The organism is Geobacter grbiciae, assembly GCF_018531165.1.
In the GTDB taxonomy this organism is placed as follows: Bacteria; Desulfobacterota; Desulfuromonadia; order Geobacterales; family Geobacteraceae; genus Geobacter; species Geobacter metallireducens.
In genome coordinates, this window is record NZ_JAHDIW010000006.1 from 1 (window position 1) to 25580 (window position 25580).

At 59.3% G+C, this 25580-nt stretch carries 23 protein-coding genes; 6 read left to right on the forward strand and 17 right to left on the reverse strand.

The window, feature by feature from the left end:
* Nucleotides 1-64: 64 nt before the first annotated feature.
* The 15 genes from KJB29_RS09080 to rnr form a co-directional block, all read right to left on the reverse strand.
* On the reverse strand, nt 65-730 hold the full coding sequence (locus KJB29_RS09080) for an ABC transporter permease (RefSeq protein ID WP_246561049.1): 666 nt from the start codon (nt 728-730) through the stop codon (nt 65-67).
* A gap of 86 nt (nt 731-816) precedes the next feature.
* Entirely contained in the window at nt 817-1152 is a 336-nt protein-coding gene (locus KJB29_RS09085; RefSeq protein WP_215734327.1) for a hypothetical protein, read from the reverse strand.
* Between the two features lie 52 nt (nt 1153-1204).
* Nucleotides 1205-1414, reverse strand: coding sequence for a type IV pilin protein (locus KJB29_RS19540; protein WP_215734328.1), 210 nt, complete (start codon nt 1412-1414; stop codon nt 1205-1207).
* Between the two features lie 217 nt (nt 1415-1631).
* Nucleotides 1632-3008: a sigma-54-dependent transcriptional regulator gene (locus tag KJB29_RS09095; protein ID WP_004513111.1), complete on the reverse strand. Its 1377-nt coding sequence runs from the start codon at nt 3006-3008 to the stop codon at nt 1632-1634.
* 49 nt (nt 3009-3057) lie between these two features.
* On the reverse strand, nt 3058-4701 hold the full coding sequence (locus tag KJB29_RS09100; protein ID WP_215734329.1) for a two-component system sensor histidine kinase NtrB: 1644 nt from the start codon (nt 4699-4701) through the stop codon (nt 3058-3060).
* A 9-nt stretch (nt 4702-4710) separates the two neighbouring features.
* Entirely contained in the window at nt 4711-5928 is a 1218-nt protein-coding gene (locus KJB29_RS09105; protein WP_215734330.1) for a type II secretion system F family protein, read from the reverse strand.
* A 31-nt stretch (nt 5929-5959) separates the two neighbouring features.
* Nucleotides 5960-7057: a type IV pilus twitching motility protein PilT gene (locus KJB29_RS09110; RefSeq protein WP_215734331.1), complete on the reverse strand. Its 1098-nt coding sequence runs from the start codon at nt 7055-7057 to the stop codon at nt 5960-5962.
* 139 nt (nt 7058-7196) lie between these two features.
* Complete coding sequence (pilB, locus tag KJB29_RS09115) at nt 7197-8903, reverse strand: type IV-A pilus assembly ATPase PilB (RefSeq protein ID WP_215734332.1); 1707 nt, start codon at nt 8901-8903, stop codon at nt 7197-7199.
* Nucleotides 8904-8966: 63 nt separating this feature from the next.
* Nucleotides 8967-9827 carry a shikimate dehydrogenase gene (aroE, locus tag KJB29_RS09120; RefSeq protein WP_215734333.1) on the reverse strand — a complete coding sequence of 287 codons (861 nt, stop codon included), beginning with the start codon at nt 9825-9827 and terminating at the stop codon, nt 8967-8969.
* A 3-nt stretch (nt 9828-9830) separates the two neighbouring features.
* The gene (locus KJB29_RS09125) at nt 9831-11690 is read right to left on the reverse strand and encodes a glycosyltransferase family 117 protein (RefSeq protein WP_215734334.1); all 1860 of its coding nucleotides are present in this window, start codon (nt 11688-11690) and stop codon (nt 9831-9833) included.
* A gap of 6 nt (nt 11691-11696) precedes the next feature.
* Complete coding sequence (locus KJB29_RS09130) at nt 11697-12455, reverse strand: class I SAM-dependent methyltransferase (protein WP_215734335.1); 759 nt, start codon at nt 12453-12455, stop codon at nt 11697-11699.
* Nucleotides 12455-13465 (reverse strand): lysylphosphatidylglycerol synthase transmembrane domain-containing protein, encoded by a 1011-nt coding sequence (locus tag KJB29_RS09135; protein WP_215734336.1) that lies wholly within the window; start codon nt 13463-13465, stop codon nt 12455-12457. Before KJB29_RS09135 ends, KJB29_RS09130 begins: the two co-directional genes overlap by 1 nt.
* Complete coding sequence (locus tag KJB29_RS09140) at nt 13462-14430, reverse strand: bifunctional riboflavin kinase/FAD synthetase (RefSeq protein WP_215734337.1); 969 nt, start codon at nt 14428-14430, stop codon at nt 13462-13464. The genes KJB29_RS09135 and KJB29_RS09140 overlap by 4 nt, the downstream gene beginning before the upstream one ends.
* 6 nt (nt 14431-14436) lie before the next feature.
* Entirely contained in the window at nt 14437-15297 is an 861-nt protein-coding gene (gene tatC / locus KJB29_RS09145) for a twin-arginine translocase subunit TatC (RefSeq protein ID WP_215734338.1), read from the reverse strand.
* A gap of 253 nt (nt 15298-15550) precedes the next feature.
* Complete coding sequence (gene rnr / locus KJB29_RS09150; RefSeq protein ID WP_215734339.1) at nt 15551-17830, reverse strand: ribonuclease R; 2280 nt, start codon at nt 17828-17830, stop codon at nt 15551-15553.
* A 290-nt stretch (nt 17831-18120) separates the two neighbouring features.
* On the opposite strand from rnr, the gene KJB29_RS09155 reads away from it, so the two are divergent.
* The 6 genes from KJB29_RS09155 (at nt 18121) to KJB29_RS09175 (ending at nt 23757) form a co-directional block, all read left to right on the forward strand.
* The gene (locus KJB29_RS09155; RefSeq protein ID WP_215734340.1) at nt 18121-19575 is read left to right on the forward strand and encodes an efflux transporter outer membrane subunit; all 1455 of its coding nucleotides are present in this window, start codon (nt 18121-18123) and stop codon (nt 19573-19575) included.
* A gap of 18 nt (nt 19576-19593) precedes the next feature.
* A complete protein-coding gene (locus KJB29_RS09160; protein ID WP_215734341.1) occupies nt 19594-20724 on the forward strand; it encodes an HlyD family efflux transporter periplasmic adaptor subunit in 1131 nt (376 codons plus the stop codon).
* A 38-nt stretch (nt 20725-20762) separates the two neighbouring features.
* Nucleotides 20763-22316, forward strand: a complete 1554-nt coding sequence (locus KJB29_RS09165; RefSeq protein WP_215734342.1) for a DHA2 family efflux MFS transporter permease subunit — start codon at nt 20763-20765, stop codon at nt 22314-22316.
* A 23-nt stretch (nt 22317-22339) separates the two neighbouring features.
* Nucleotides 22340-22804 (forward strand): universal stress protein, encoded by a 465-nt coding sequence (locus KJB29_RS09170; RefSeq protein ID WP_215734343.1) that lies wholly within the window; start codon nt 22340-22342, stop codon nt 22802-22804.
* 45 nt (nt 22805-22849) lie between these two features.
* A complete protein-coding gene (locus KJB29_RS19545; RefSeq protein ID WP_281412928.1) occupies nt 22850-22981 on the forward strand; it encodes a hypothetical protein in 132 nt (43 codons plus the stop codon).
* Nucleotides 22982-23145: 164 nt separating this feature from the next.
* Nucleotides 23146-23757, forward strand: a complete 612-nt coding sequence (locus tag KJB29_RS09175; RefSeq protein ID WP_215734344.1) for a TetR/AcrR family transcriptional regulator — start codon at nt 23146-23148, stop codon at nt 23755-23757.
* 44 nt (nt 23758-23801) lie between these two features.
* On the opposite strand, the gene KJB29_RS09180 is transcribed toward KJB29_RS09175, so the two are convergent.
* Complete coding sequence (locus KJB29_RS09180) at nt 23802-24716, reverse strand: transporter (RefSeq protein ID WP_215734345.1); 915 nt, start codon at nt 24714-24716, stop codon at nt 23802-23804.
* A 113-nt stretch (nt 24717-24829) separates the two neighbouring features.
* A complete protein-coding gene (locus KJB29_RS09185; RefSeq protein WP_215734346.1) occupies nt 24830-25579 on the reverse strand; it encodes a cytochrome c biogenesis CcdA family protein in 750 nt (249 codons plus the stop codon).
* Between the last annotated feature and the right edge of the window lies 1 nt (nt 25580).

Below are 25580 nucleotides of genomic sequence, written 5' to 3' on the forward strand. Positions count from 1 at the left end.
CGCTGCTGCTGTTTCATGTTTACCTCCCTCTCGGTAGTTTACCAAGCGGGAGTGTCCATCGTCATCAGGATACCTCATATATTGCTTCAATGGCCATACGAGAGACTGGAGCCAATTGTTTGCCATAGTCGCCACGGACAAATTCAATAACCTCTTGAGAAGCGCTACCCGCAAGATAAACCGACAATGTACCGAAAATGGGGAGGAAAAAAGACGTGCTCAACGAGGAAAAAAGCAGAGCCACTGCCGCAATCAACACCGCCTTGAAACCATCGGCAAGGATTGCCGCAACAATATTAAACCAGGGAATTGGGACGGATGATGGATATTGAAGCGAAGCGATGGGAATAACCAACAATGCCAGTGCACCAAGGACAAGAGAACCCACCAGCAAAAACATGGCGATACCGGCAAACTTGCCAAGCACATACGTGGAACGCGCCACAGGCAAACCGAGCACTGAACTCGTGTAGCGCCTTTCGATGTCACGCCAAATAGAAGTCGCGCCAAGAAAAACCGCCAGCAGTAGGAGGGAAATGGATATGGCAGAAAGTGATAGCGTGATGCTAAGTTCCTGCACTTGTCTCATGGAAAAGAGACTTAGGGTTGGTGCAAGCAATAATAGAAACAGAGCCACCCCGAACAGGGCATACAGAATTTTATCGCGGAAAAAACCGACCCATGCCACGCCAAGAAAACTAACAAAAAAATGCGACGGCAACATCATCATTTCACCCCACACAAATCCCCAACAACAAACACAAAACGAGGTGCATAAGCACCTCGTTTTGTGTATCAAGCATTAACAGCGTACGCTTAAAGTGCATTTGTCCAGTTAGTGGTGCCACCGATTGTTGAGGTCCCATTAGGTGCACTGGGAGCAGTAGTACCGGTGTTTGAGTTCCAATAAATCTTTGTATCATTGGAAGAAGATGCATATTTACGAGTGCCCTTTGCATGAACAGTGGCAATACCATAAGTATGTCCAGCCGAGCCACCGTCGTATTCAAGGGTTACTTGGTTCGATGTCTGGACAGACAACTTTTTAGTAGCACCAACCTCGCCAGTACCAGTTACTTTTTGTCCTGCAGCAAACGCTACGCTACTAATAGAGAGAAAACAAAGACCTGTAAGAAATATCTTTTTCTTCATAAATAACTCCTTTCGTCTGAACTATTGTCAGAGCCTACGAAAACCTTTTGAATTAATACGGATAAAATTGGTTTTCAGAATAGTAGGATTCAAGATTAGTCTTGGTGTTTTTCAAGTCAGACTCGGCAGCAGAGTTGAATGCCTTCTGACGATAGGCAGCGAACTGCGGAATCGCAATCGCTGCGAGGATACCGATGATCGCCACGACGATCAGCAGCTCGATGAGGGTGAAGCCTTTCTTGTTTCTGAGTTTCTGTAGCATGTGCATCTCCTTTCCTGTGTGTGCTTCTGGTGCGTCTTGGAATCAGGATACTTGGCCAATTATCCGCTTAGTCCTTAAACGTTGTTTCTCAAATAGCAAAAGCCAGGCCAATCATTCATACACCAAAACACCAATAATTTCAACCTGCTTACTCACACAAAAAAAAACTTCACATCTTTGGTCACTCAGCCATGACAAAATTTGTCACCCTCCTAAATCATTCCTCATCCATCCCGAACTTGGCGAGACGGTAGCGGAATGACCGGAACGTGAGCCCCAGAAGCTCGGCTGCCTTTTTCTTCACCCCGCCGCACCGCTCCAGGGCCTGGAGGAGGATCCTCTTCTCGATGCCGTCCAGGTACCCTTCCAGGTCCATCCCTTCGGAAGGAATCTCGAAATCACCGACCGGGGCCGTCGCGGACTTCTGGCTCCCCCGGACCTGGGGCGGAAGGCTCTCCTCGGAAATGGTCCCCCCGCCAAGAACCATGCACCGTTCCACCAGGTTCTCCAACTCGCGCACATTCCCCGGAAACGGATATGACATGAGAATCTTCAGGGCACCAGGGGTGATAATCTCTCCGTTGCGGTTGGACTGAACGTACTTGCGGTAAAAATGCTCCACCAACAGGGGGATGTCTTCGGTCCGCTCCCGCAGGGGGGGCATCTGGAGCTGGACCACGTTCAGCCGGTAGAAGAGGTCTTCCCGGAAGGAACCTTCCCGCACCTGCTCTTCCAGGTTGCGGTTGGAGGCGGCAACGATCCGCACGTCGGCCTTCTGATCGGCTACTCCTCCTACCCGCCTGAACTCCTTTTCCTGAAGGACCCGCAGGAGCTTTGCCTGAAGTTGGAGCGGCACCTCGCCGATCTCGTCGAGAAAGAGGGTGCCGCCGCCGGCCTGCTCGAAGAGGCCGGCCCGGTCGTTGATGGCGCCGGTGAAGGAGCCCTTCTTGTGGCCGAAGAGTTCACTCTCCATGAGTGTTTCGGGAATGGCGCCGCAGTTCACCGCCACGAAGGCCTTGTCCTTGCGGGGGCTGTTGTAGTGGATGGCCCGTGCCACCAGTTCCTTGCCGGTACCGCTCTCGCCCAGGATCAGGACGTTGGCGATGCTGGGGGCCACCCGCTCGATGAGGGAGTAGAGTTCCCGCATTTTTTTGCTTTTGCCGATGAGGCCGCTGAAGCCGTACCGCTCCTGGACCTCCTGGCGCAGACGCTGGTTTTCCCGCTTCAAGTCCCGCTTTTCAAGGGCGTTACGGACAAGAACCTTCACCTCCTCCACCTTGAAGGGCTTGGCGATGTAGTCGTAGGCCCCCAACTTCATGGCCTCCACCGCCTGCTCGGCAGTGGAGAAGGCGGTCATCATGAGGACAGCGGTGTCGGGAGAGTTTTCCTTGATCCGCCCCAGCAGGGCAATGCCGTCCAGACCGGGCATCTTCACATCGGAAATGACCAGATCGTAGGTAATTGAGTCAAGGAACTCCAGGGCCTTTTCCGCGCAATCGGCCTGATCCACCGCGTACCCCTCGCGTTTGAGGAGAATGGCGAGGAATTCCCGCATGCTCAACTCGTCATCGACAACCAGTATTCGTATTTCCATGACGTCTCTCCCTGACGGTTAGATGGGCTATTGAACGAGTCTTTGCTGTTCAGTAATTTCTCTGGACGGGAATAAATATGATGAATATGGTTCCGGTTCCTTCCGCGCTTTCCACGGTAATCCTGCCGCCGTGGGCTTCGATGATGCGGTAAACGGTGGCAAGGCCAAGGCCGGTTCCGCTCGCCTTGCTGGTGTAAAACGGCTCGAAAATCCTGGAAATGGTTTCCTGGTTCATGCCGGAACCGTCATCGGCAACGGTTATCCGGTAAGCGCTCCGCGGTTCGCCATCAGAGCGGATCTCGTCGATCCGTTCCGCATCGACGGTGATCGTCCCCCCCTCGCCCATCGCCTCGGCCGCATTCACGAACAGGTTCCAGAAGACCTGCCGAAACTGGTCCGGATCAATCGGAAGGGTAAAATCCGGTTCCACACGGTTGATAATCCCGACTTGTTCGAAACGCCGGTCCGGGGCCACAAGGGATACGATCTCCCCAACAAGATCAGTCAGGTTGACCGATCCCTTCTCCGGCTGACTGGGTCGGGCATAGGCGAGAAAATCGGTTATGAGGCCATTGAGCCGGTCAGCTTCCCGCAGGACAATCGCAAAGAGTTCACGGTCGGCCTCGGGAATCCCGTCTCCCTGGGCGATGAGTTGAGCCGATCCGCTGATGGCGGCCAAAGGATTTCGGATCTCATGGGCCATGCGGGCCGAGAGTTCCCCGATGACGGCAAGGCGGTCGGCCCGCTTGAGATTCTCCTCCATCCGTTTTATCTGGGTCAGGTTCTGGAAATTGATGAGCGTCCCCGCGCTCTCCCCCTCCTTGCCGGTGAGGGGAACGCTATTGAATCCGACAATAAGCTTGCGGCCGTTTTTCGCCAGCAGTTCGAAGACTCCGCGCTTGACATTGGAGAGGTTCCCCTTGTAGAGGCGGAATCCCGGAAAGATGTCATAGAGGTCCCGGTCGTAGGCATCCTCCTGAGTGATGCCGGTAAAGGTCTCGGCGTAGTGGTTGAAGACCCGGATGCGCCCCTCGGCGGTAACAGTCAGAAGGCCACTGGTGAGGTTGGAGACTATGGAGCTGTTGAGGCGTTCCAGTTCCTCGTAATCAATGGCCCGTTTTTCAAGTTCCGTCTCGCTTTCCCTGGCCCGCTCGGCCAGATACCCTGTCAGGAGCGCGGTCAGGAAGAAGGCTACAATATTGATGAAGATCGTATAGAAGATATAGTTGGTGCCATATCGCTGGGCCACGAGGGGGCCCAGCCCAATGGATACCAGTTGCCCGTAATACTGCAGATCGATGATCCCGCCGTAGACGATGGCGCAGAGCGATGCCGTATAAAAGGCCTCCCGGCGCGCCAGAAGGACGCTGGCACTGATGATCGCCAGAAGATAGAGAAACGAAAAGGGGCTGGAAATTCCTCCCGTATAGAGAATAAGCCCCGTGACGAAAAGGATGTCCCAGATGATCTGCGCATAGGTGAGGGGTAGCCGGTATCCCTTTGCCAGCTTGAGAATCAGGAGCAACAGGATGGAGAAGCCGTAGGTGGCAACCAGGATGGCGGTTATGCCGTCAAGGGCCTGTTCGCCGAGGGTGCCGGTTCCCCGCGCGCGCAGGACAATGGTGGAGAAAAGAAAGAGGGAAACCACCACCACCCGGGCAAGGATGAACCATACGAGCCGTTCCCTGTACATTGGCTCCGGCTAGCCGCCGACGGCACCGGCCAGCTTGAAGATCGGCAGGTACATGGCGATGACAAGGCCCCCCACGGTGGTACCGAGAAAGACCATGAGCATCGGCTCCATGAGGGCCGTGAGGGCGCTCACGGCATCGTCCACCTCGTCGTCGTAGAAGTCGGCGATCTTGCTCAGCATGGCGTCCATGGCGCCGGTGGCCTCACCGACGGAGATCATCTGGACCACCATCGGCGGGAAGACGCCACACTCCTGGAGTGGTTCGGCCATGGTCTTCCCTTCGGCGATGGAACTCCTCACCTTGTAGACTGCCTCCTCCACCACCTTGTTGCCGGCGGTTTTGGCAACGATCTCAAGCCCGTCCATGATCGGCACGCCGCTGGAGATGAGGGTACCGAGGGTACGGGTAAAACGGGCCACCGAAACCTTCCGGATGAGGGGGCCGGCAATGGGGGCCTTGAGGGCGAGGGTATCCAGGGTTTTCTTCCCATTTGCTGTGGCGTAGTACTTCTTGATGGCCACAACCACGGCGAAGATGAGTCCGATGATGAGGAGGATGTACTTCACCACAAAGTTGCTGAGGGCAATGACGAATTTGGTGGCTCCCGGCAACTCTCCCCCAAAATCGGCGAACATCTTGGCAAAGGTGGGGATGACGAAGATCAGGATGACCGCCACGACGCCGATGGCAATGGTCATGATGGTGGCCGGATAGACCATGGCCCCCTTGATCTGCTTCTTGAGCTTCATGGCCTTTTCGATGTAGGCGGCAAGGCGGTTGAGAATGGTATCGAGGATACCCCCCACCTCGCCGGCGGCAACCAGGTTCACGAAGAGCTGGTCGAAGACCTTGGGGTGCTTCGACAGGGCATCGGCAAAGGTTGAGCCCCCTTCCACCGTCTCTTTCACCTTAATGAGAACTTCCTTGAAGGTCGCGTTCTCCTGCTGGCTGGAGAGGATATCGAGGCACTGGACCAGCGGCAGGCCCGAGTCGATCATGGTGGCAAACTGCCGGGTGAAAATGACGAGATCCTTCGTCTCCACCTTCTTCCCGAAACCGGGGAGCTTCAGCTCCATGCTGAGCCCTTTTCCCTCCTCCTTCACGGAGATGGAGCCAAACCCGAACTTCTTGAGCTGTGCCTCAACGGCAGCGGCGCTCGCGGCCTCCATGACCCCCTTCTGAGCCGCTCCGGTCCTGCTCCGCGCTTCCCAACTGAATTTCGGCATTGTTATCCTCCTGCTTCCTTCCGAATCCTGTTTATCTCATGGGGGGGCGCGGCGCCTGGGGCCGCACGCCGCTGGTAAGCATCTGCTTGAGCTCGTCGGGGTCAGGCGAGCGCCCCATGCCAACGTCCATGGTGATGTGCCGCTTCTGCAACAGGCCGTACAGACACTGGTTCATGGTCATCATGCCGAACTTCTCCTGCCCCACCTGCATCTGGGAGTAGATCTGATGGATCTTGTCCTCGCGGATCAGGTTGCGGATGGCCGGGTTCGGTACCATGACCTCAAGGGCGAGCACCCGCCCCTTGCCGCTGGCTTTGGGAAGAAGGGTTTGGGAGAGAACCCCTTCGAGGACAAAGGAAAGCTGGGCGCGGACCTGGGGCTGCTGGTAGGAGGGGAACACATCCACGATCCGGTTGATGGTCTGGACCGCAGAGTTCGTATGGAGCGTGGCAAAGCAGAGGTGACCGGTTTCGGCCAGGGTCAGGGCCGCCTCGATGGTCTCCAGGTCCCGGAGTTCCCCCACGAGAACCACATCCGGGTCCTGGCGGAGGATGTACTTGAGGGCGTTCTTGAAGCTCTTGGTGTCGGCCCCCACCTCCCGCTGGTTCACCACGCAGCTCTTGTGGGGGTGGAGGTACTCGATGGGGTCCTCGACGGTAACGATGTGCTCGTGGCGGTCGGTGTTGATCTTGTCGATAATGGCGGCCAGGGTCGTGGACTTGCCGCTGCCGGTGGGACCGGTGACGAGGACAAGGCCCCGGGGTTTCTCGGCCAACTCCCTCACCACCGGCGGGAGCCCCAGTTCCTCGAAGGAAAGGATCTTGTAGGGAATAACCCGGAACACCCCAGCCACGGCCCCCCGCTGGACAAAGACGTTACCCCTGAAACGTGACAGTCCCTTGATGCCGAAGGAGAGGTCCAGCTCGTTGTTCTCCTCGAACTTGTGCTTCTGCTGCTCGGTAAGGATGCTGTAGCAGAGCTGCTTCGTATCGACCGCATTCAGGGGCGGCATGTCGAGGGGCAGCAGTTTCCCGTCGATCCGGATCTGGGGAGGAGAGTTGGTGGTGAGATGGAGGTCCGACCCTCCACGATTGACGAGCTCCGTGAGCAGTTGGTGCATGTTGGCCATTATGGTGTTCTCCATTCCACAATGTCAGATGTGAGATGAGCACAAGGCGGCGAGGTTGAGGCTCCGGAGGCGTACTAAGAGTACGCTGAGGAAGCCGAGACCGAGCCAACGCCGTGATCGCTCAAATATGACATTGTGTTTAATCGTCGGCCACGGTGACCCGCAGCACCTCCTCAAAGGACGTAACCCCCTCTTTCAGCTTGGTAAGCCCCGATTGGCGCATGGTCTTGATCCCGAGCCTCATGGACTCCCGCTTGATCTCCGCGGTATTGGCGCCGTTCAGGATCAACTCCCGGATTTCCTCCAGCATCGGCATGACCTGGTAGAAGCCGACCCGTCCCTTGTAGCCGGTGTTGTTGCACTTGGCGCAGCCGGTCCCCTTGTAGCAGACGTAGCTCGGCGCCTCGTCGGGGGAAACGCCGGCATCGATGAGGGCCTGGATCGGGATCTCTTCCGGCTGTTTGCACTCGGAGCAGACCCGGCGGGCAAGACGCTGGGCGGTTATCAGGTTCACGGCCGACGCAACCAGGAACGGCTCGACCCCCATGTTGAGGAGGCGGTTGATGGTGGCCGGGGCATCGTTGGTGTGGAGGGTGGAGAGGACCAGGTGCCCCGTGAGGGCCGCCTTGATGGCGATCTCGGCGGTCTCGAAGTCCCGGATCTCGCCGATCATGATAATGTCAGGGTCCTGGCGCAGGAAGGAGCGCAGCGCCGCGGCGAAGTTGAGGCCGATATCCTCGTGCATCTGCACCTGGTTGATGCCGGCAAAATTGAACTCCACCGGATCCTCGGCCGTGGAGATGTTCTCGGTGGTTTTGTTGAGTTCTCCCAGGGCCGAGTAGAGGGAGACGGTCTTGCCGCTCCCCGTGGGGCCGGTGACGAGCACCATGCCGAATGGCTTGTGGATCTCCTCCTTGAAGTAGTGGAGGGCGTCGGGCTCGTAGCCGAGCTTGGTCATGTCCAGCTGCAGGTTCGATTTGTCCAGGAGCCGCAGGACCACCTTCTCGCCGAAGAGGGTCGGAAGGACCGAGACCCGGTAGTCCATGTCCTGGCCGCCGCCAAGCTTGATCTTGATCCGGCCGTCCTGGGGGAGGCGCCGTTCGGCGATGTCCAGCTCGGCCATGATCTTGATTCGGGAGGTGATGGCGTTCTTGAGCTTCAGAGGGGGTTTCATCACCTCGTAGAGGACCCCGTCAATCCGGTACCGGACCCGGAACGACCGCTCGTAGGGCTCGATATGGATATCGCTGGCCTTCCGCTTGATGGCGTCGGTCAGGATCAGGTTCACGAGCTTCACGACCGGCGCGTCTTCAGTGGCCCGCTCCAGGGACGATACATCCACCTCGTCGTCGGTGTCGATCACCTCGAGATCGTCCATCTCCAGGTCGCCCATGACATCGGCCAGGGACGCAGACTGGTCGTAGTACTTGTCGATGGCCGCCTTGATGGCCGACTCGGAGGCCACCACCACCTCCACGTTGTAGCCGGTCATGAACTTGATGTCATCGATGGCGAAGATATTGGAGGGGTCGGCCATGGCGATGATCAGGGTGGAACCGGCCCTGTTCACCGGGACGATCTGGTACTTCTGGGCCACGTCAGCGGGGATGATCTTAACGACCGCCTGCTCGGCCTCGAATTCGCTCAGGTTGATGGAGGGGACACCGTACTGCTTGGAAAGGAACGAGGTAAGATCAGGTTCGGAGATGAGACCGTTCTTGATGAGAATGGAGCCGAGACGCTGCTGCCCGTCCGCGCTCTTCTGCTCCTCGAGGGCCTTGGCGAGTTGCTCTTTGGTGATGACGTTATTTCGAACCAGGAGTTCTCCCAGTCTGCTGGCCTGCATAGTTTCTCCGCGGAAAAAGTCGCCGTAATGGTAGGGTGGCAAAACCCCAATGTCAAGAAGTGGTTAGCGCTTCAGGGCTGCCAGAACACGTCTTCTCATGACGCCCGGTGGCGGCTCCATGCCGGTCCAGATGGCAAGGGCGCACTCACCCTGTGCCACAAGCATGCCGAACCCGTTGGCGCACCGCCTCCCCCCCCGGGATGCCTCGGCAAGAAGCGGTGTTTCCCAGGGGGAATAGACCATGTCGTACACGGAAGCAGCGGGGTTCATGCGCGAGACATCAAGCCCTTCGAATGCGGTTTCCCCCATCCCCACGGACGTGGTATTAACGAGCAAGTCAAAATTTTGGACTTCTGCATTGATCAGGGGGATATCGAGAGGCATTGCAGCAAATTGCGTGCCGCCAAACACACCTTGAAATGCTTCCACCAGCTCCTCCCCCCTGGCCACGCTCCGGTTGGCAATCATGACGGTAGCGGCCCCTCCCCGGGCCAGTGATGCCACAGCAGCCCGGGCCGCCCCCCCGGCCCCCAGGACAAGGATGCGCCTTCCGGCCGGGACAAACCCGAGGTCTTCCGCCAGGGACCGGATGAAGCCCTCACCGTCGGTATTGTAACCCACAAGCTCATCCCCTTCCCGTTTCACCGTGTTGACCGCCCCCATGAGGCGCGCCTCAGGGGTAATACGGTCAAGAAGGGGGATGATGGCGGTCTTGTGGGGGATGGTCACGTTGAATCCGGCAACGCCAAGGGTTCTGAGTCCCGCCACGGCACTGGCGAGGTCTTCCGGGCGCACGGCGAAGGGAACGTAGATCCAGTCGAGCCCCATGGCCTCCAGGGCGGCGTTCTGCATGAGCGGCGACAGGGAATGGGCCACCGGCCAGCCGATAATGCCAAGCACCCGCGTCTTTCCCGTGATATCCATGGGTCACCTCACCCCGTACGCGCCGAGCATCTGCTCCACCTGCCCCCTCAGTTCGGGCGCAATGGCGGCGGCCAGGCGCAGTTCTTCCGCCCCCGGGGAACGGTATCCCGTCCGCAGCAAAATCTCTCCCCCCTCAAGCCTTGCCATGGCATAGATCAGGATTGCCTTCCCCGTGTCGAGATCCCGGAACCCCATCTGGCTCGTGTAGCCCCGGCTGCTGTAGAGGCCCCAGACAGAGAGGTCAGGGGGGTAGACCGTATCCTTCCCTCCCTGGATCAGGCGGTAGGCAATCCCCCGCTGCTGCATGCCGTACTCGGCAAAGGGGAGCGAGTAGCGGGTGGAGAAATCGATAAAGACCGGCCTGCGACCAATCTGTTCGGCCACCGCCATCTTCAGGGCCGACTCGGCCGACTGGGCGTCTTCGGGCACGGCCCGCAGCATGCTCTGGCCGAAGAGGTGGGGAAAGGCATCCAGATACCACCGGAAGACCAGATGTGGCGTGTGGAGCAGATCCAGGTCCTCCCGCATCCGCTCCACCCCCTGGAGGTACCAGAGAGGGAAGGCGCCGCTGTCCCCCCAGGTGAATAGAGCGGTATTTTGGGGGAGCGACCTGAAGGTATTCGTGGCGTAGTCGAAGGCCACATAATTGTCATGCTGGTCGTTCTCGTAGTAGTTGAGGGCGCAGATGGTCCCGGGGAGCATCAGGGTAAAAACCAGGACGAGTACCTTTATCGGCACCGACGTCAATTTTTCGACTTGAATACTGTCGACGGCCCGCCGCAGAAGCCAGAACAGTCCCACCCCGATGAAAACGGCGGAGAGAAGATAGAGGGGGGTAAAAAACTCTTCGGTAAGGAAGATCAGGTCAGCCTGCGCATTAAAGTGGCCCACGATGACAACAAGCGAGGTGCCGATACCGAGGAAGTAGGCAATCACCTCATCCCGCCGCCTCCGGCAACTGACCACAAGCCCCAGCACCAGGAGGCCGATTCCCACCCAGGTAAACTCCGACGGCACGTTGAAGGCAGATAGTTGCTGCCACAGAAGCGTCAGATCCCGCACAGGGGGCTCGCTGGGGTATCCCTTGCGGAGCAGATTCCAGAGAAACTGGTCCAGTGTCCGGGGATCGCCCCAGTTGAGGAGGGGGTTCTTCAAGGCACGAATCGGCATGTGAAGCTGGATGGCAAACCCGAGCAGGCCAAAGGCGACGGCGATGAGGAATTCCTTTACCCGCCCCAGGAGTCGCCAACCCTTGGAGATAATGAGCCAGGCAAAGGACGGCAGCATGAGGATGATTGTCTGGTGGGCGCCGGTGGCAAGTCCGCAGAGGAATGCCCCGAGATAGACGTAGTGGGGACATTCCTCCCCTTCGTCGTAGCGCGTACGGAAGCGGAGCAGCGCCCAGAAAACCACGGCGACGATGAACGAGACCAGGGGATAGGGCTTGTCATGGTTCGACTGGAGCCAGAGGCGGGCCGAGAAGGCAAAGGCCAGGGCCGCGGCGAGGGCGCATCCCCGGGCAACGTAGCGCGGCATCGCAGCGCCGTAGGCATCCCCGCCGGGAAGCATGACCAGCACCAGAAGGTACGCTCCATAGCAGGCTGCAGCCGCCGAGACCGCCGTGGCGATATTGACGCGGAAGGCGATGTTCCCGAAGGGGAGCCAGGTGAACGGTTTGGCGTAGTTGACGAAGAAGGGATAGCCCGGCGAATGGGCTGTGCCGAGGGAATGGATAGCGGTGATGAATTCGCCGCTGTCGAAAAAGGTGACCGACGGGGCGAGGGTCAGGAGATAGATGGCGAGCGGTACTGTCACTGCCAGCACCGCAAAGGGATCAACCCGCCTAAAAAAAGATGAAAACATCGCCGTCTACCCCTCTCCACGCGGATTCAGAGCAACCGCCACATAACCGTTACCGAGATCGGTTCGGTAAAAGAGCCTTTGAATAAGGTAAAGCGGGTACATGGTCACGTCGTTAAAGAGAAGTGCGAAGAGTCCGCCGAGCCTCGGCAGCAACCGCATCCCGCCACTCTTTTCAGTCCGTCTCTCCAGCAGCTCCACCTCTGTCACCTTCCCCACAACGGCCCGATCGTAAAATGGCTTCATCAAATTGTAAATCGGCACCCCGTAGGAAACGACGGTGAGGGGTTCAAATCCTGCTTCCACAAGCCGTGCTCGAAGTTCCTCCCGCTCGTAGCGGCGTACATGGCCGCACAACTCGTCATTGGCACCCCACTTGGCCATGCGGGCCGGCACCGTCAGAATCAGGCGCCCGCCTTCCGCCGTCTTCCGGCGGAGCTTCCGGAGGAAAGCCACGTCATCGAGGCAGTGCTCAAGGACTTCCGAGGCAATCACAACCTCGAAGATTCCCGACACATCGTCAACCTCGGCCTGCTCCACGCGAAAGCGGGACAGGTCCGCAATCGCCCGGGCTGCTGCCACCGCTTCGGCTGAAAGGTCGATCCCAACACCAGAGTAACCACGCCCTGCAAGAAACCGGAGAAGGTCGCCGGCGCCGCACCCCACTTCAAGGACCCGCCGCACCGGCACCTTCTCCAGAAACTCAACGATAGCCTTCCGCTTCACCAGGTAGCTGGGGGTGGGATACCACGCGAGCCTGTGCTCCATCACCGCACCGCCTTCTTGCTAAGGGCCGAGAGCGACAGGTTCTCCCGCCAGAGGCAGGCAAGTCCCACAACGATGACGGGGAAAAAATTTATTCCATGAATGACAATGGCCACACTCAAGGCCATCCCTCTCGGCACCCCCAGGGCGAGTAATCCGTACACGCACGCGGCGTGGTAGGTCCCCACGAAACCGGGAGAGGCCGGGACCATGACGGCGAAAACGAGGAGAACCATGATAAAGAGCGAAACAGGGATGGGAAAATTCAGCCCGAAGGCCTTGAGCACACAATGGATGGGGAAAACCGCGAACCCCCAGATGACGAGTGACGAGGCCACAAGGGCCAGCCGCTCCCTCCAGTGGGGGGTAATCCGCGCCCCGTCGATGAACGCCCCGAGAAAGGGGATGACTTTCTCGGCAATTTTACCGGGAAAAGGCCTCAGAAGCCGCTCCAGGAGCCGGATGGTCCCCATGGTGTTCCGCCTCAGGAGGACCAGGAAGACCACGACCGCCAGGTAGAGCCCGAGGGTGATGTACCCCCCCGCCACGAGCCCCTGCTGGGCCGCTTCGCTCCCCGGCGGAAGACGCAGAGTGAAGACGGCCGTCACCAGCAGAAGCAGCACCGTAAAACCGTCGGCTAGCCGGTCGATGACCAGGGTCGCCACCACCGCCCCCGTGCCGATCCCCTCCCGCTCTCCGAGGACGTAGGCCCGCACCAGCTCCCCGAGCCGGGCCGGCAGGAGGTTATTGGCCATGTACCCGATAAGGGTCGCAGAGAGGAGATTCGGAAAGGAGGTCTGCTTGAGGGGAGAGAGGAGGTACTTCCAGCGGACCGCCCTCATGAGGTAGCTGAGGAAGGTAAAGACAACGGCGGGGACGAGCCAGATTCCCTGAATCCCCCGGAAGGCCCGGATGAGTTCCGCCGGGTCGACGGAGCGGAAGAGGAGCGCCAGCAGGGCAACACTGACCCCGATCCCGAGCCAGAGGCGTTTGTCGGCGGGGAGAGCGGTCACGGGGCTTCCTCTGCCAGGTACTCCTGGTACTCGATGATGGTAACGTCGTGCAAAAGCTCCCGGCACCGCGCCACGTCGCGGGCGATGGCCTCCTGAAGGGCCTGGGGATTGGGAAACGTCACCTCGTCCCTGATCCGGTCCACGAAGTAGAGCCGCACCTCGCGCCCGTAGATGTCTCCGTCGAAATCGAAGATGAACACCTCAATGGAGAGGCTCCCGTTGCCGAAAGTGGGGTTGTCGCCGATATTGCACGCCCCGTCATAGGTGGTCTCTTCGACCTTCACCTTTACGGCGTAGACGCCGGGTTTGGGAATCAGCTCCTTGTCGGTCTGGAGATTTGCGGTGGGGAACCCAAGCCCCTTCCCCCGCTGACGGCCGTGGACCACCGTTCCCCCCACGGAGAAATTGCGCCCCAGGAGCCGGACCACCCCCCGCACATCACCCTCGGCGACCATCTGCCGCACAGCGGTGCTGCTGTAGACGAGGTCGCCGGAGGTTATCGGTTCGAGCATGTCCACCGTGAACCCCAACTCTTCCCCTATGCGGCGGAGCATCGTCACATCCCCTTGGCGGTTCTTGCCGAAGGCATAGTCATACCCGATGATGAGCTTGCGGACCCCGATGGTCCCCACGAGGATATCCCGCACGAACCGCTCGGCACTGATGGAGGCGAACTCCCCGGTGAAGGGAATGATCAGGAGATAGTCGATCCCCGATGCCTCCAGGAGGGTCTCCTTCTCGGCATAGGTACTGATCAGGCGGAACCCTTTCTTCACTCCCAGCATCTTGATGGGGTGGGGAATGAAGGTGATGACCAGGGACACGCCGCCAATGGCCGCCGCCTCCCGCTTCACCCGCCGGAAGATCTCCCGGTGCCCCAGGTGAACCCCGTCGAAGTTGCCAATGGTTACCACGGCATTAGGAAGCTTCTCCGCTATCTCTTCAATGCTCCTGAATATGTGCATGGCGCGTTACTCCCCCTCCCCGCCGGCCTCGGCTTCTGCCGGGGCGGGCTTTCTCTTGCCGAAAAGGAACACGAGCCAGACGCCGATCTCGTACATCCCGTAGAGAGGGACCATGATGACAAACATGGTGATGAGGTCCGCATGGAATGCGGCGACGATGGAACTGGCCAGGAGCGCGTAGCGCCGGTTGCGGGCCAGGAAGGAATAGGTCACGACCCCGAAGCGGGACAGTAGGAGCAACAGGACAGGGAGGTCGAAAATGAGGCCGAACAGCAAAATCAACCGGAGACAGAAGTTGACATAGGCGCTCATGTTGAAAAGGCTGTTGAGCCCCTCAGCCTCGTAGGAGAGGGAGAAGTTGATGATGACCGGCCAGATGATCACCAGGAAAAAGAGCGCCCCGACACAGAAGCTGATGGAGCTCACCGTCACGAAGGGAACCACCAGCCGCTTTTCCTTGCGGGTGAGCCCCGGCGCGATGAAGAGCCAGAGCTGGTAGAAGACGATGGGAAGCGCCAGGATGAAACCGGCGATGATCGAGATTTTGCACTGGACGAAAAAAGGCTCCAGGGGAGCGCTGTAGTTGAGCTTGCGTTCCTTGGGGACGGCAGCCACCTCTTTGCCCAGATCGAACTGCTGGTAGGCGGCGGGCCACCGCTTCCCCACCTCCTGGTAGACCTGCTTCTTGATGTCGGTCAGGTACGTCTTGCCGGTGATCGGCTTGGTGACGAAGTGGAGGACGTCGCCGGATAGGTTCCAGGCGAGGCCCATGCCGATGACGACCGTGACGATTATGATGATGAGCCGCTTGCGGAGCTCGGCCAGATGCTCCAGAAAGGGCAGGACTTTCCCGTTCTCTTCGCTCATTAAAGTTCTATCCCTTTGAAACGAAAGTAAATCCGGTCAAGACTAGCACAGCACTGCGAAAGGGCGCAACACTCTTTAACCCGGATTTTTCATCAGGGCACGAGATGCTGCCGAGGCGATTTCCGAGCGGATTGGCGTCCGTTTGACGAGGCAATAGCAGGGCTATTGGTGAGGATAACGGGCGGCAAGATGCCGGAAAGCGTCCGGCAGGGCTCGTGCAGGCGCTTCGCACCGCCTGATGGAATATCCGGGTTTACCGGCGCCTCCCGCGTGGCCCCCTCCCCTTGCCGCTTCCCTTCTTATCTCCCTTCGACTGGCGCCGCCGCTCCTCCAGAACCCGAGGGCGCTTCCCGGTGACGGCAATCCGCGGATACTCCTCCGACCCCGGCGGCGACGAGGCACCGGGCCGCCGCTCGTGGAGCCCGGCCAGCACGAACTCCACCTGCTTTTTCTCGATGCTCACCGCCGCCACGGTCACCCGCACCTTGTCGCCGATCCGGTAGGTCTCCTTCGTCCGCTCACCCACCAGGGAATGCTGTTTCTCCATGTAGCGGTAGTAATCGTCACCCATGGTGGAGATGTGGACCATCCCTTCCACGAAAATATCCATCAACTCCACAAAGAGCCCGAAGGATGTAACCCCGGTGATGTAGCCGTCGAAGTCCTCCCCGATTTTCTGCAGCATGAACTGGGCCTTCTTGAGGGCAACGATCTCCCGCTCCGCCTCCATGGCGACCCGCTCCCGCCGGCTCGTCTGCTCCGCCGTTTCGGGGAGGGTTGTCTCCAGCCGTGCGATCTCCTTGTCGGTGATCTTCCCGGCCAGGAGCGCCTTGAGGATGCGGTGGACGACCAAGTCAGGGTAGCGGCGGATGGGGGACGTGAAGTGGGTGTAACAGCGGGCCGCAAGCCCGAAATGCCCCAGGTTCTCATGGCTGTAGCGGGCCTGCTTCATGCACCGCAGGAGCACCTGGTTGATCATTCGCTCCTCCGGCGTCCCCTCAGTCTCCACCAGGAGCCGCTGGATCTCCGCCGGCTCCACCCGGTCCCCCTCCATCCGGAAGTGGAAGCCGAAATTGAAGATGAACTCCTGGAAATCGATGAGCTTTGCCGGGTCAGGGGGCTCGTGGACCCGGTAGAGGGAGGGGATTCCCTTTGTCTCGATGTGGGATGCCACCGCCTCGTTGGCGGCCAGCATGAACTCCTCGATGATCCGGTGGGCCAGGTTCCGCTCGGCCTGGATGATGTCGACGGTCTCCCCCTGGAGATCGAGGATGATCTGGGGCTCGGGGAGGTCGAAGTCGATGCTCCCCCGCTTGCGCCGCTTCTCCGTGAGGGATTGGGCCAGCTCCCGCATAACTTCCAGATGGGGGACCAGCTCCTTGTGGGCCGTTATCGCCTCGGTATCGCCGTCCACGAGGATCTTCTTGACAATGGTGTACGTGAGCCGCGCGTCGCTTCGGATCACGCTCGGGTAGAAAGTGGCTTCCTTCATGGTGCCGCTGCGGGTGAAGAGCATCTCCGCCGTCATGGTGAGCCGCTCCACCCGCGGATTGAGGGAGCAGATGCCGTTGGAGAGCTCCTCGGGGAGCATGGGGATGCAGCGGTCGGGAAAGTAGACCGAGGTTCCCCGCAGGTATGCCTCCCGGTCCAGGGGCGCCTCGGGCTTCACGTAGTGGGAGACATCGGCGATGGAGACCCAGAGGCGGATATTTCCCCCGCGCTCCTTCCGGACCGCCACGGCGTCGTCGAAGTCCCGGGCCGTCTCGCCGTCGATGGTGACGGTCACGATCTCCCGCAGATCTGTTCGTCCCTGCAGATCCTTCTCCCCGATGGCCTGGGGCACGGCCCGGGCCTCGTCCAGCACATCGGTGGGGAACTCGAAGGGGAGCCCGTGCTTGGCGATGATGGTCCGGACTTCCACTTCCGGGTCGTCGGGCCATCCCAGGATCTCCACGATCAGCCCTTCGGGTCTGCGCTTCTCCGTGGGGTAGGCGGTGATCTCGGCCACCACCGTCTGTCCCCCCTTGGCCCGACCGATTCCCTGCTGAGAGATGACAATCTGCTGGCTGATGCGGGTTTCATCGGGGACCACGACCCCGAATCCCTTGAGTTGCTCGAACCGGCCTACGACCCTGGTCTGTCCCCGCGCCACGGTCCGCACGATCCGCCCCTCCTTCTTGCCGCCGGCCTTGAAGGTCTCGACCCGCACCTCCACCGTGTCGCCGTGCATGCTCCCGGCAAGGGCCCGGGCCGGGATGTAGACGTCATCCCCTCCCCCCTCGGGAATGACGAAGCCGTAGCCGTCCGAATGGCACGAGAGGCGGCCGGTCACAAGATTCTCCCCGTCGGCCAGGGCATAGCGGTTTCCCTTGAGCCGCACGAGGTGGCCATCGGTGACGAGTTTGTCAACAAAGTCCTTAAAAGACTTTCGCTCCGCCTTGGTAACCCCGAAGGCCTGCATCAAATCCCGAAATGGGGCCGACCCTCCCCGCTCGCGGATCTCCGCCAGCACCGTTTCCCGATTCCGTTTCATAGTCAGTCCTTTCCCCGTTGCCCGTTGTTCCGGGCTACTATGCACAGAGGCGCCACAGGTGTCAATGCGCATACCTATTCTCTGCTGGCTTGTTAACAGCTGAGACTCCTGCAAAACTACCGCGGAGCCGGTCTGCGGTGTTGCCGTCTAGCATCACGACCTCCCTGGCACGTTTTGCAAGCGCCTCGTTATTGTGGAATTTTACTGCACGTTTTGTCGCTTGACTTCAGCTTCTCAATTATGTACCGTACCGTACAGTTTACGATTAAGCGTGCGGGAGAGCTTTATAGATGATCCTTGAAACCCTGTCGTTCCCATCGCCCCCAAAACTGCTGATCATCACAGTCGCTTTACTCCTGGCGGCTGGACTTAATGGTTGCGCCATGCTTCCCGATGTCGGCCAACGTGACCGCATGAAATCAGTTTCCAACTACCAGACCGCGGCATCATTTTCAGCCCCGGCAGGCAGTTGGCCCACGGAACGCTGGTGGCAGTCCTATGGTGATCCGCAGCTCGTCACGCTGGTTGATGAAGCCCTGCGCGATTCGCCGGACATGGCTGCGGCTTCGGCACGAATGCGCCGTGCCGAAGCATACGTCAAAGTATCCAGATCAGCGCTGCTTCCGCAAGTCAGTGCCAATGCTTCGGTGATGGAGCAGAAGCTCAGCTACAACCACCTGATTCCCCGATCCCCAGCCTCCGATGGCTGGCAGGATTATGGACTGGGCACGATCAACCTGAATTGGGAGATAGATTTCTGGGGCAAAAACCGTACGGGACTGGCGGCAGCCACCTCACAACGGGAGGCGAGTCGCGCCGAGGCAGCGTTGGTGGAACTGAATCTCGCGGCGGCCATTGCCATGGACTACGCGGAATTGGCCAAGCTCCACGCGCTCCGGGATACCGCCATCCGCACGGTGGAAATCCGCGGCAAGACGGTTGAACTTTTCGCGGAGCGCTTTGCCAACGGCATGGAGACCCAGGGGAGCGTCAGTGAGGCCAAGGCCCGACTGGCCGGAGCCCAGGGGGAACTGCTGTCCATTGATGAGCAGATCGGTCTGACTTGTAACCGCCTGGCTGCCCTGGCAGGCGCCGGTCCGGACCGGGCACATTCCATACAACGGCCGACGGTTAATCTCAACAGCGTTTTCGGGCTGCCGGCGGAACTGGCGGCAAACCTCCTGGGACGACGTCCCGACGTGACCATGGCGCGCCTTATGGCCGAAGCGCAGTTGCACCGTATCGATCAGAAGAAAGCCGAGTTCTATCCCAACGTCAACCTGACCGCCTTCATCGGCGTGCAGTCCCTGGGCCTCAACATGCTGACCAGGGCCGGATCGGATATCGGCGGGATCGGACCGGCCGTATCGCTGCCGATTTTCACTGCCGGTCGCCTGCAGGGTGAGCTTCGCGAACGGTCGGCCATCTACGACGAGATGGTTGCCACTTACAACACCACGGTGAACCATGCCCTGGAAGACGTTGCCAATGCCGCCCTCAGCATCAAGGCGCTGTCAAGACAACTGGAGAAAGGCGAGGAAGCCGTCACAGAAGCGTCCGAGGCCCATCGGGTGGCTCGTAACCGCTACGAAGGCGGACTCGCCAACTTTATCGAAGTTCTGTACGCGGAAGATATCCTGCTGAACAACCAGCGGATCCTCGCCGGCCTCAAATCCAGGGCTTTAACCCTGGATATCGCCTTGCAGCGTGCCCTTGGCGGCGGATACCAGTCCAATAAAATCTAACACGTGAAGGATGCCGACATGTCTGAAAATGCCAAACCGATTCCCACCAACGTATCTAAAACAAATCGCCGCAAGAAACTGCTCATCGCACTTGCCGCAATTGTCGTCATCTCAGCAGTAAGCGCCACGGCTTACGGGCTCTTGTACGGCTCGAACTTTGTCTCTACCGACAATGCTTATACGGCGGTCGAGGTGGCCCAGGTTACCCCCTCGGTGAGCGGGACCATCAGCGATGTGCTGGTGACCGACACCCAGACGGTCAAGAAAGGGGACGTTCTCGTCAGGGTCGACCAGACCGACGCCAGGCTGGCCCTTGCCCAAGCGGAAGCCGACCTGGGGCGGGCGATCCGGCGCGTCAAGGGTTTTGTGGCCAATGACGGTAGCCTGAATGCCCAGATTACGGCCCGTGAAGCCGATGAGAAACGTGCGGCTGCCCAACTCCGTTCTGCCGAAGCGGATTTCGAACGGGCGCAGATTGACCTGAAGCGCCGCGAAACGTTATCTAAATCCGGCTCGGTATCCGGTGATGAACTCACCCGCTCCCAAAACGCCTTTGCCGCCGCCAAGGCCAATCTGGACGCCATTCGGGCCGCCATTGCGCAAGCAGAGGCAAACCGCAGCACCGCAATCAGCTCTCGCGAAGCCAACGCCGTGCTCATTGCCGGCACGAGCGTGGACACCAATCCCGAAGTTGCGCTGGCCCGTGCCCGTCGCGACCAGGCCGCAGTGGATCTGGAGCGGACCGTGATCCGGGCGCCGGTGGATGGCATCGTCGCCAAACGCCAGGTACAGGTCGGCCAGCGCGTCCAAGCCGGTACGCCCCTGCTCTCGGTGGTGCCGGTGCAGGAAATGCACGTCGACGCCAACTTCAAGGAAGTGCAGCTCAAAAAGGTCCGTGTCGGTCAACCGGTCACGCTCCACGCGGATATCTACGGAAAGTCGGTGACCTACCGCGGCACCGTCGAAGGCTTTTCGGGAGGGTCAGGGTCGGCCTTCTCAGCCATACCGGCCCAGAACGCCACCGGCAACTGGATCAAGGTAGTGCAACGCCTGCCGGTACGCATCAAGCTCGACCCGGCTGAATTGCAGAAGAGCCCGCTCAAGGTCGGTCTCTCCATGACTGCCGAAATCGACACCCGCGGCAAGTAGAGGGTTGTTGAAAAACAGCCATCCAGGTGAGATCTCTAATGAACCACGAATCTCTAGATACTACTATTGCCGACAGCGATGCCCCCCTTGCCGGCGGCAAGCTCTGGCTGGCGGCAATCATCCTTGCGGCAGCCAACTTCATCGCTGTTCTCAACATGACCATTGCCAACGTCGCAGTACCGAACATCGCCGGAAGCCTGGGGGCGACCGTCAGCCAGGGAACCTGGGTCATCACCTCCTATGCCGTCGGCGAAGCCATTACCGTGCCGCTGACCGGGTGGCTGTCGGCCCGTTACGGGGCAGTGCGGGTCTTCGTCTGGGCGATGGTGTTTTTCGGGGTCTTTTCCCTCATCTCCGGCCTGGCGCCTTCATTGGGGTTGCTGGTGGTCGCCCGCATCTTCCAGGGCTTTTCCGGCGGACCACTGATGCCGTTGTCCCAGACCCTGCTGATGCGGATTTTCCCCAAGGAAAAAGCAGCCGCCGCCCTTGGGTTATGGTCGATGACGACCCTCGTCGCGCCGGTCCTCGGCCCCATCCTCGGCGGTTACTTCTGCGATGAATACAGCTGGTCATGGATTTTTTTCATCAATCTGCCGGTTGCCTTCACCGGAGGATTCTTCGCCTGGCAACTATTGAAGCGCTACAGCGAACCCCTGGTGCGCAACCCCATTGACCGGGTCGGCCTGGTCCTGCTCATCATCTGGGTGGCGTCACTCCAACTCATGCTGGATGAAGGGAAGGACCTGGACTGGTTCGCCTCAGGTAAAATCGTCACCCTGGCAATTATTGCGGCCATCGCCTTTGCCGCCTTCATAATCTGGGAACTCCATGAGGAGCATCCCGTGGTCGACCTCAAGGTTTTCCGCCATCGCGGCTTCAGCGCCTGCGTGCTGACCATCAGCCTGGCGTTCGCGGCCTTCTTCGGGGTCAGCGTGCTGACCCCGCTCTGGCTGCAGAATTTCATGGGATACACCGCGACGCAGGCCGGCCTGGCCACCGCCGGGACCGGGCTGGCCGCGTTTTTTGTCGCACCGCTGGTGGCCCAACTGACGACCAAGGTTGACGCCCGAAAACTGGTGTTCGGCGGCGTTATCTGGCTCGGAATCGATACTTTGTGGCGCACCGTGGCCACTACGGACATGCCCTTCTGGAACATCGCCGTCCCCCTGGTGTTTCTGGGATTCGGCCTCCCGTTCTTCTTCATCCCGACAACGGGATTGGCGCTGGCGAGCGTTGATGAGCGCGAGATGGACTCCGCCGCAGGTCTGATGAACTTCCTGCGGACCCTCTCCGGCGCCTTTGCCACCTCCATTGTCACCACCACCTGGGCCAACCAGATTACCCGCAACCATGCCGAACTGGTCGGTCTCGCCGATGGCGACCAGAGTGTCAGGACAATGCTTGAAAACTCGGGCGCCCCCGGAGATGTGGCGAATCAGGTGATCGACTATATGATCACCGGCCAGAGCGTCATGCTGGCCACCAACCAGCTGATGTGGGCCATTGGCATTGCGTTTTTCATCGCAGCCTCGGTCATCTGGATCGCGCCCAGGCCAACCCGGGTGGTGGACCCGTCCGCCGGCGGCCATTAACAGCCTGTTGAAGGAGGATTTCCATGTTCAAGCACATACTTGTTCCAACCGACGGTTCTCCGCTTTCCCAGGAGGCCGTTACCCGCGCCATCTCGTTCGCCAAGGAGGCCGGCGCCCGCATAACCTTTTTCTGTGCCGTACAACCGGCTCCCAAGATGTATTACGGTGAGGCTATCTTTGACTCTCACACATTCGCAAGGTTTCGGGAAAAGATGCTCGACAGCGCCAATGACATTCTCGATGCAGCGGAAAGCATTGCCGGGGAAGCCGGGATTGAATGCCGCAAGGTGGCCCTTGTCAGTGAAGAACCCTATGAGGCCATCATCGAAGCGGCCACTCGAAACGAATGCGACCTGATTTTCATGGCATCCCATGGGCGACGCGGAGTCAGCGGGCTCTTGCTCGGCAGCGAGACCCAGAAGGTCCTTACGCACTCGACAATTCCGGTGCTGGTTCATCGCTCCGATTGCCGTGAAGCCCCCTATTAAGATTCGATGTGGCGTATACCGTATGAACTGCGGAGGTATTGTGATATGGAAACTTCCAGGTTGGTGCTCTACAGCGTGATAGTTGTTGTCGTCCTGCTCCTCTGCTACTTCATCCTTGTCGCCGAGCCATCGCAAGATTGGCCGGCAAATATCATCCATCTGCTATTCCGGCATTGACTGATCATATGGTATCAACGATCTTATTGAAGATTATCGTATTCGGGACCATGGTCTGCTGGGCCATAGTAGCGGTGATTTGTTTTCTGCCCCGCAGGAAATGATCATTGGATGCAGGATGGGGAAAACGGTTTCGCCCATCCGAAAACATACGGGGAAACCATATGGCAAAAAAATCCGACGCAAAACGGCAGCATATCCTCTCGGTGGCGGCACAAGCCTTCCAGGAGCATGGGTTCGAGCGGACCTCGATGTCGGAAATCTGTGCCCGGGTGGGTGGTTCGAAGGCAACGCTCTACAATTACTTTCCGTCCAAGGATGAATTGTTTTTTGAGGTGATGACCCGCTCCAATAATACTGAATTCGAGGCCGTCTTCCGATCAATAGACCCTGCCGCGGAAGATATTGCCGCATCGCTGCGTGATTTCGGCAGACGCTGGCTGACGTTTCTCTACTCGCCAACCGTTAAGGCAAATCGACATCTGGCTATCTCAGTGTCCGGACGAAGCGATCTGGGGCGGCTTATGTTCGAGCGCGGAGTACTGCGCGGTCAGGATCTTGCTGCAGACCTCCTAAGAACAGCAATGGGCCTTGGCAGGCTCCGGCAGGCTGATCCGGTCGTCGCGTCACGGCATCTGCTCAGCCTGCTGGAATCGGAGTTGATGGAGCGTTTCCTGTTTCAGGTCTTGGACAAAGTCAGCGACGCGGAAATCAAACAGGTTACAGATCGTGCCATAGATGTTTTCATGGCAGCCTATGGTCGCAGCCGGGGGTGACTGCAGGTTGACAGCAAATCCTTTCAGCGGATGCCCCCACCATCTCACATCAAGTCAAACGTCTTGCTCAGTTTCAACTCAATCCGGAACCCCTCAGAGGGAGTGTTGGCCTCGTACCAGCGAACCATGGGGAACATGGCCGCCAAGCCCGCCGCGAATCCAGCAGGCTTGTACTTGAACGCCACCTTCGGCCCGGCGTACCACTCGTTCTTGGCATCGTTCTGGCTCTTGCCGTTCTTCTCGCTAGCGTCATTCCAGTCAAACTGTGACTCGGCTCCCATGTCGAAATAGTTGTTCACGGCGTAGCCCCAGGCGGTAGTGCTCCGGACGTACATAGGCTTCCTGTAATCGTGAGCCCCTTCGGTAAAGGTGTACACATGAATCTCCTGGTCGAGACGGTGTGAACCTGTCGAGTAGGTAAGGCCGACGGCGCCGCCGGTGCCCCAGGCACCGTTGCCGACGAAGTCTATGCTTTTGCTGCTGACATCAGTTGTCGGCACGACCAGGCCGACGTCTACCGCCAGATCAAACATCGAACCCTTTGACTGGTTCATGAGCACCTTGTGCAGGGCAATGGCGGTATCACCGATCCACCCCAGATGCTCCCCTGCGCCGGTCACCTTGTTCTTCTTGTAGCAGTCGTAGAGGGGGGTGGCCGTGCGGACGTCAAGACCTTCCGTGATGCCGTAGCGGAATTTCACCACCCCGACATTCTTGGTCAGTTTCACGTTTTCGTTCACTTCATTGCTTCCCTTGCGGATACCGTCGGTCTCACTGTACTGGTAATTGAGAAGGACCCCTAGCTTCCCCACCGGGAACCCGGTGCCGGCGGGGCCGAAGGCCGAGATGGCCGGCCCGAAGGGACGGGGGACGGCGGTGGCATCGGCACCCCAGGAAAGGCCGGCGCAGGTGCAAAGTGCCGCGAGGGAAAGCGGGATGATACGCTTGCTGAATTTCATGACGTACTCCTTTGATCTGGGGTGCGTGCAGAGGATGGCGATCCTGTCGTTTGCTGTTGGGTGTTGCTTCAACCTGGCCAGAAAGGCATTGATACACTCCACTGCCGGTTGATTCAGGCCCCCATCGGGAGCCACTGGTAAAGCAAGGTGGTCAAGTTGTTGAAGAGACCGAAGAAGAGAAGGATGCCTACTGACATCAGCAATAACCCTGTAAAGAACTCCATCTTCCGGATGTGCGACTTGAAGCGCTTGAAAAAATCGAGAAAACCGTGGAACAGCAAACCCGAGATGACGAACGGTATTCCCAGCCCCGCAGCATAGCTTCCGAGCAGCAGCATGCTGGTTGCGGTTGATCCGGACGTGCCGGCCGCCATGGCAAGGATCGCCCCGAGTATGGGACCGATGCAGGGGGTCCAACCGGCGGCAAAGGCGATCCCCACGAGGAACGTCCCTGCCAGTCCGCCCGGCTTATTCTGGATCTGGACCCGTTTGTCCCCGAGCAGGAGGCTGAAGTGAAACAGCCCTGACATGTGGACGCCGAACATGAAGATGAGCAAGCCGCCAGCACGCTGCAGCCAGACCAGGCCGTCCTTCATGACGGTCTGGAAGGTGGAGGAGGCTGCTCCGGCAAGGGCTCCCATCGCGACGAAGACCACGGAGAATCCGAGGACGAAGGCCACAGAGTGGGCCAGGACGACCAGACGCACCTTCGTGCCCGGATGTGCCTCCTGCAACTGGCCGAAGGAGAGCCCGGTGATATAGGTCATATAGGAAGGGATAAGCGGCAGAACGCAGGGTGAGAAAAAGGAAAGGAATCCTGCGGAGAATGCGATCCAGACGGTGATATCGGAACCAAAGTCCATG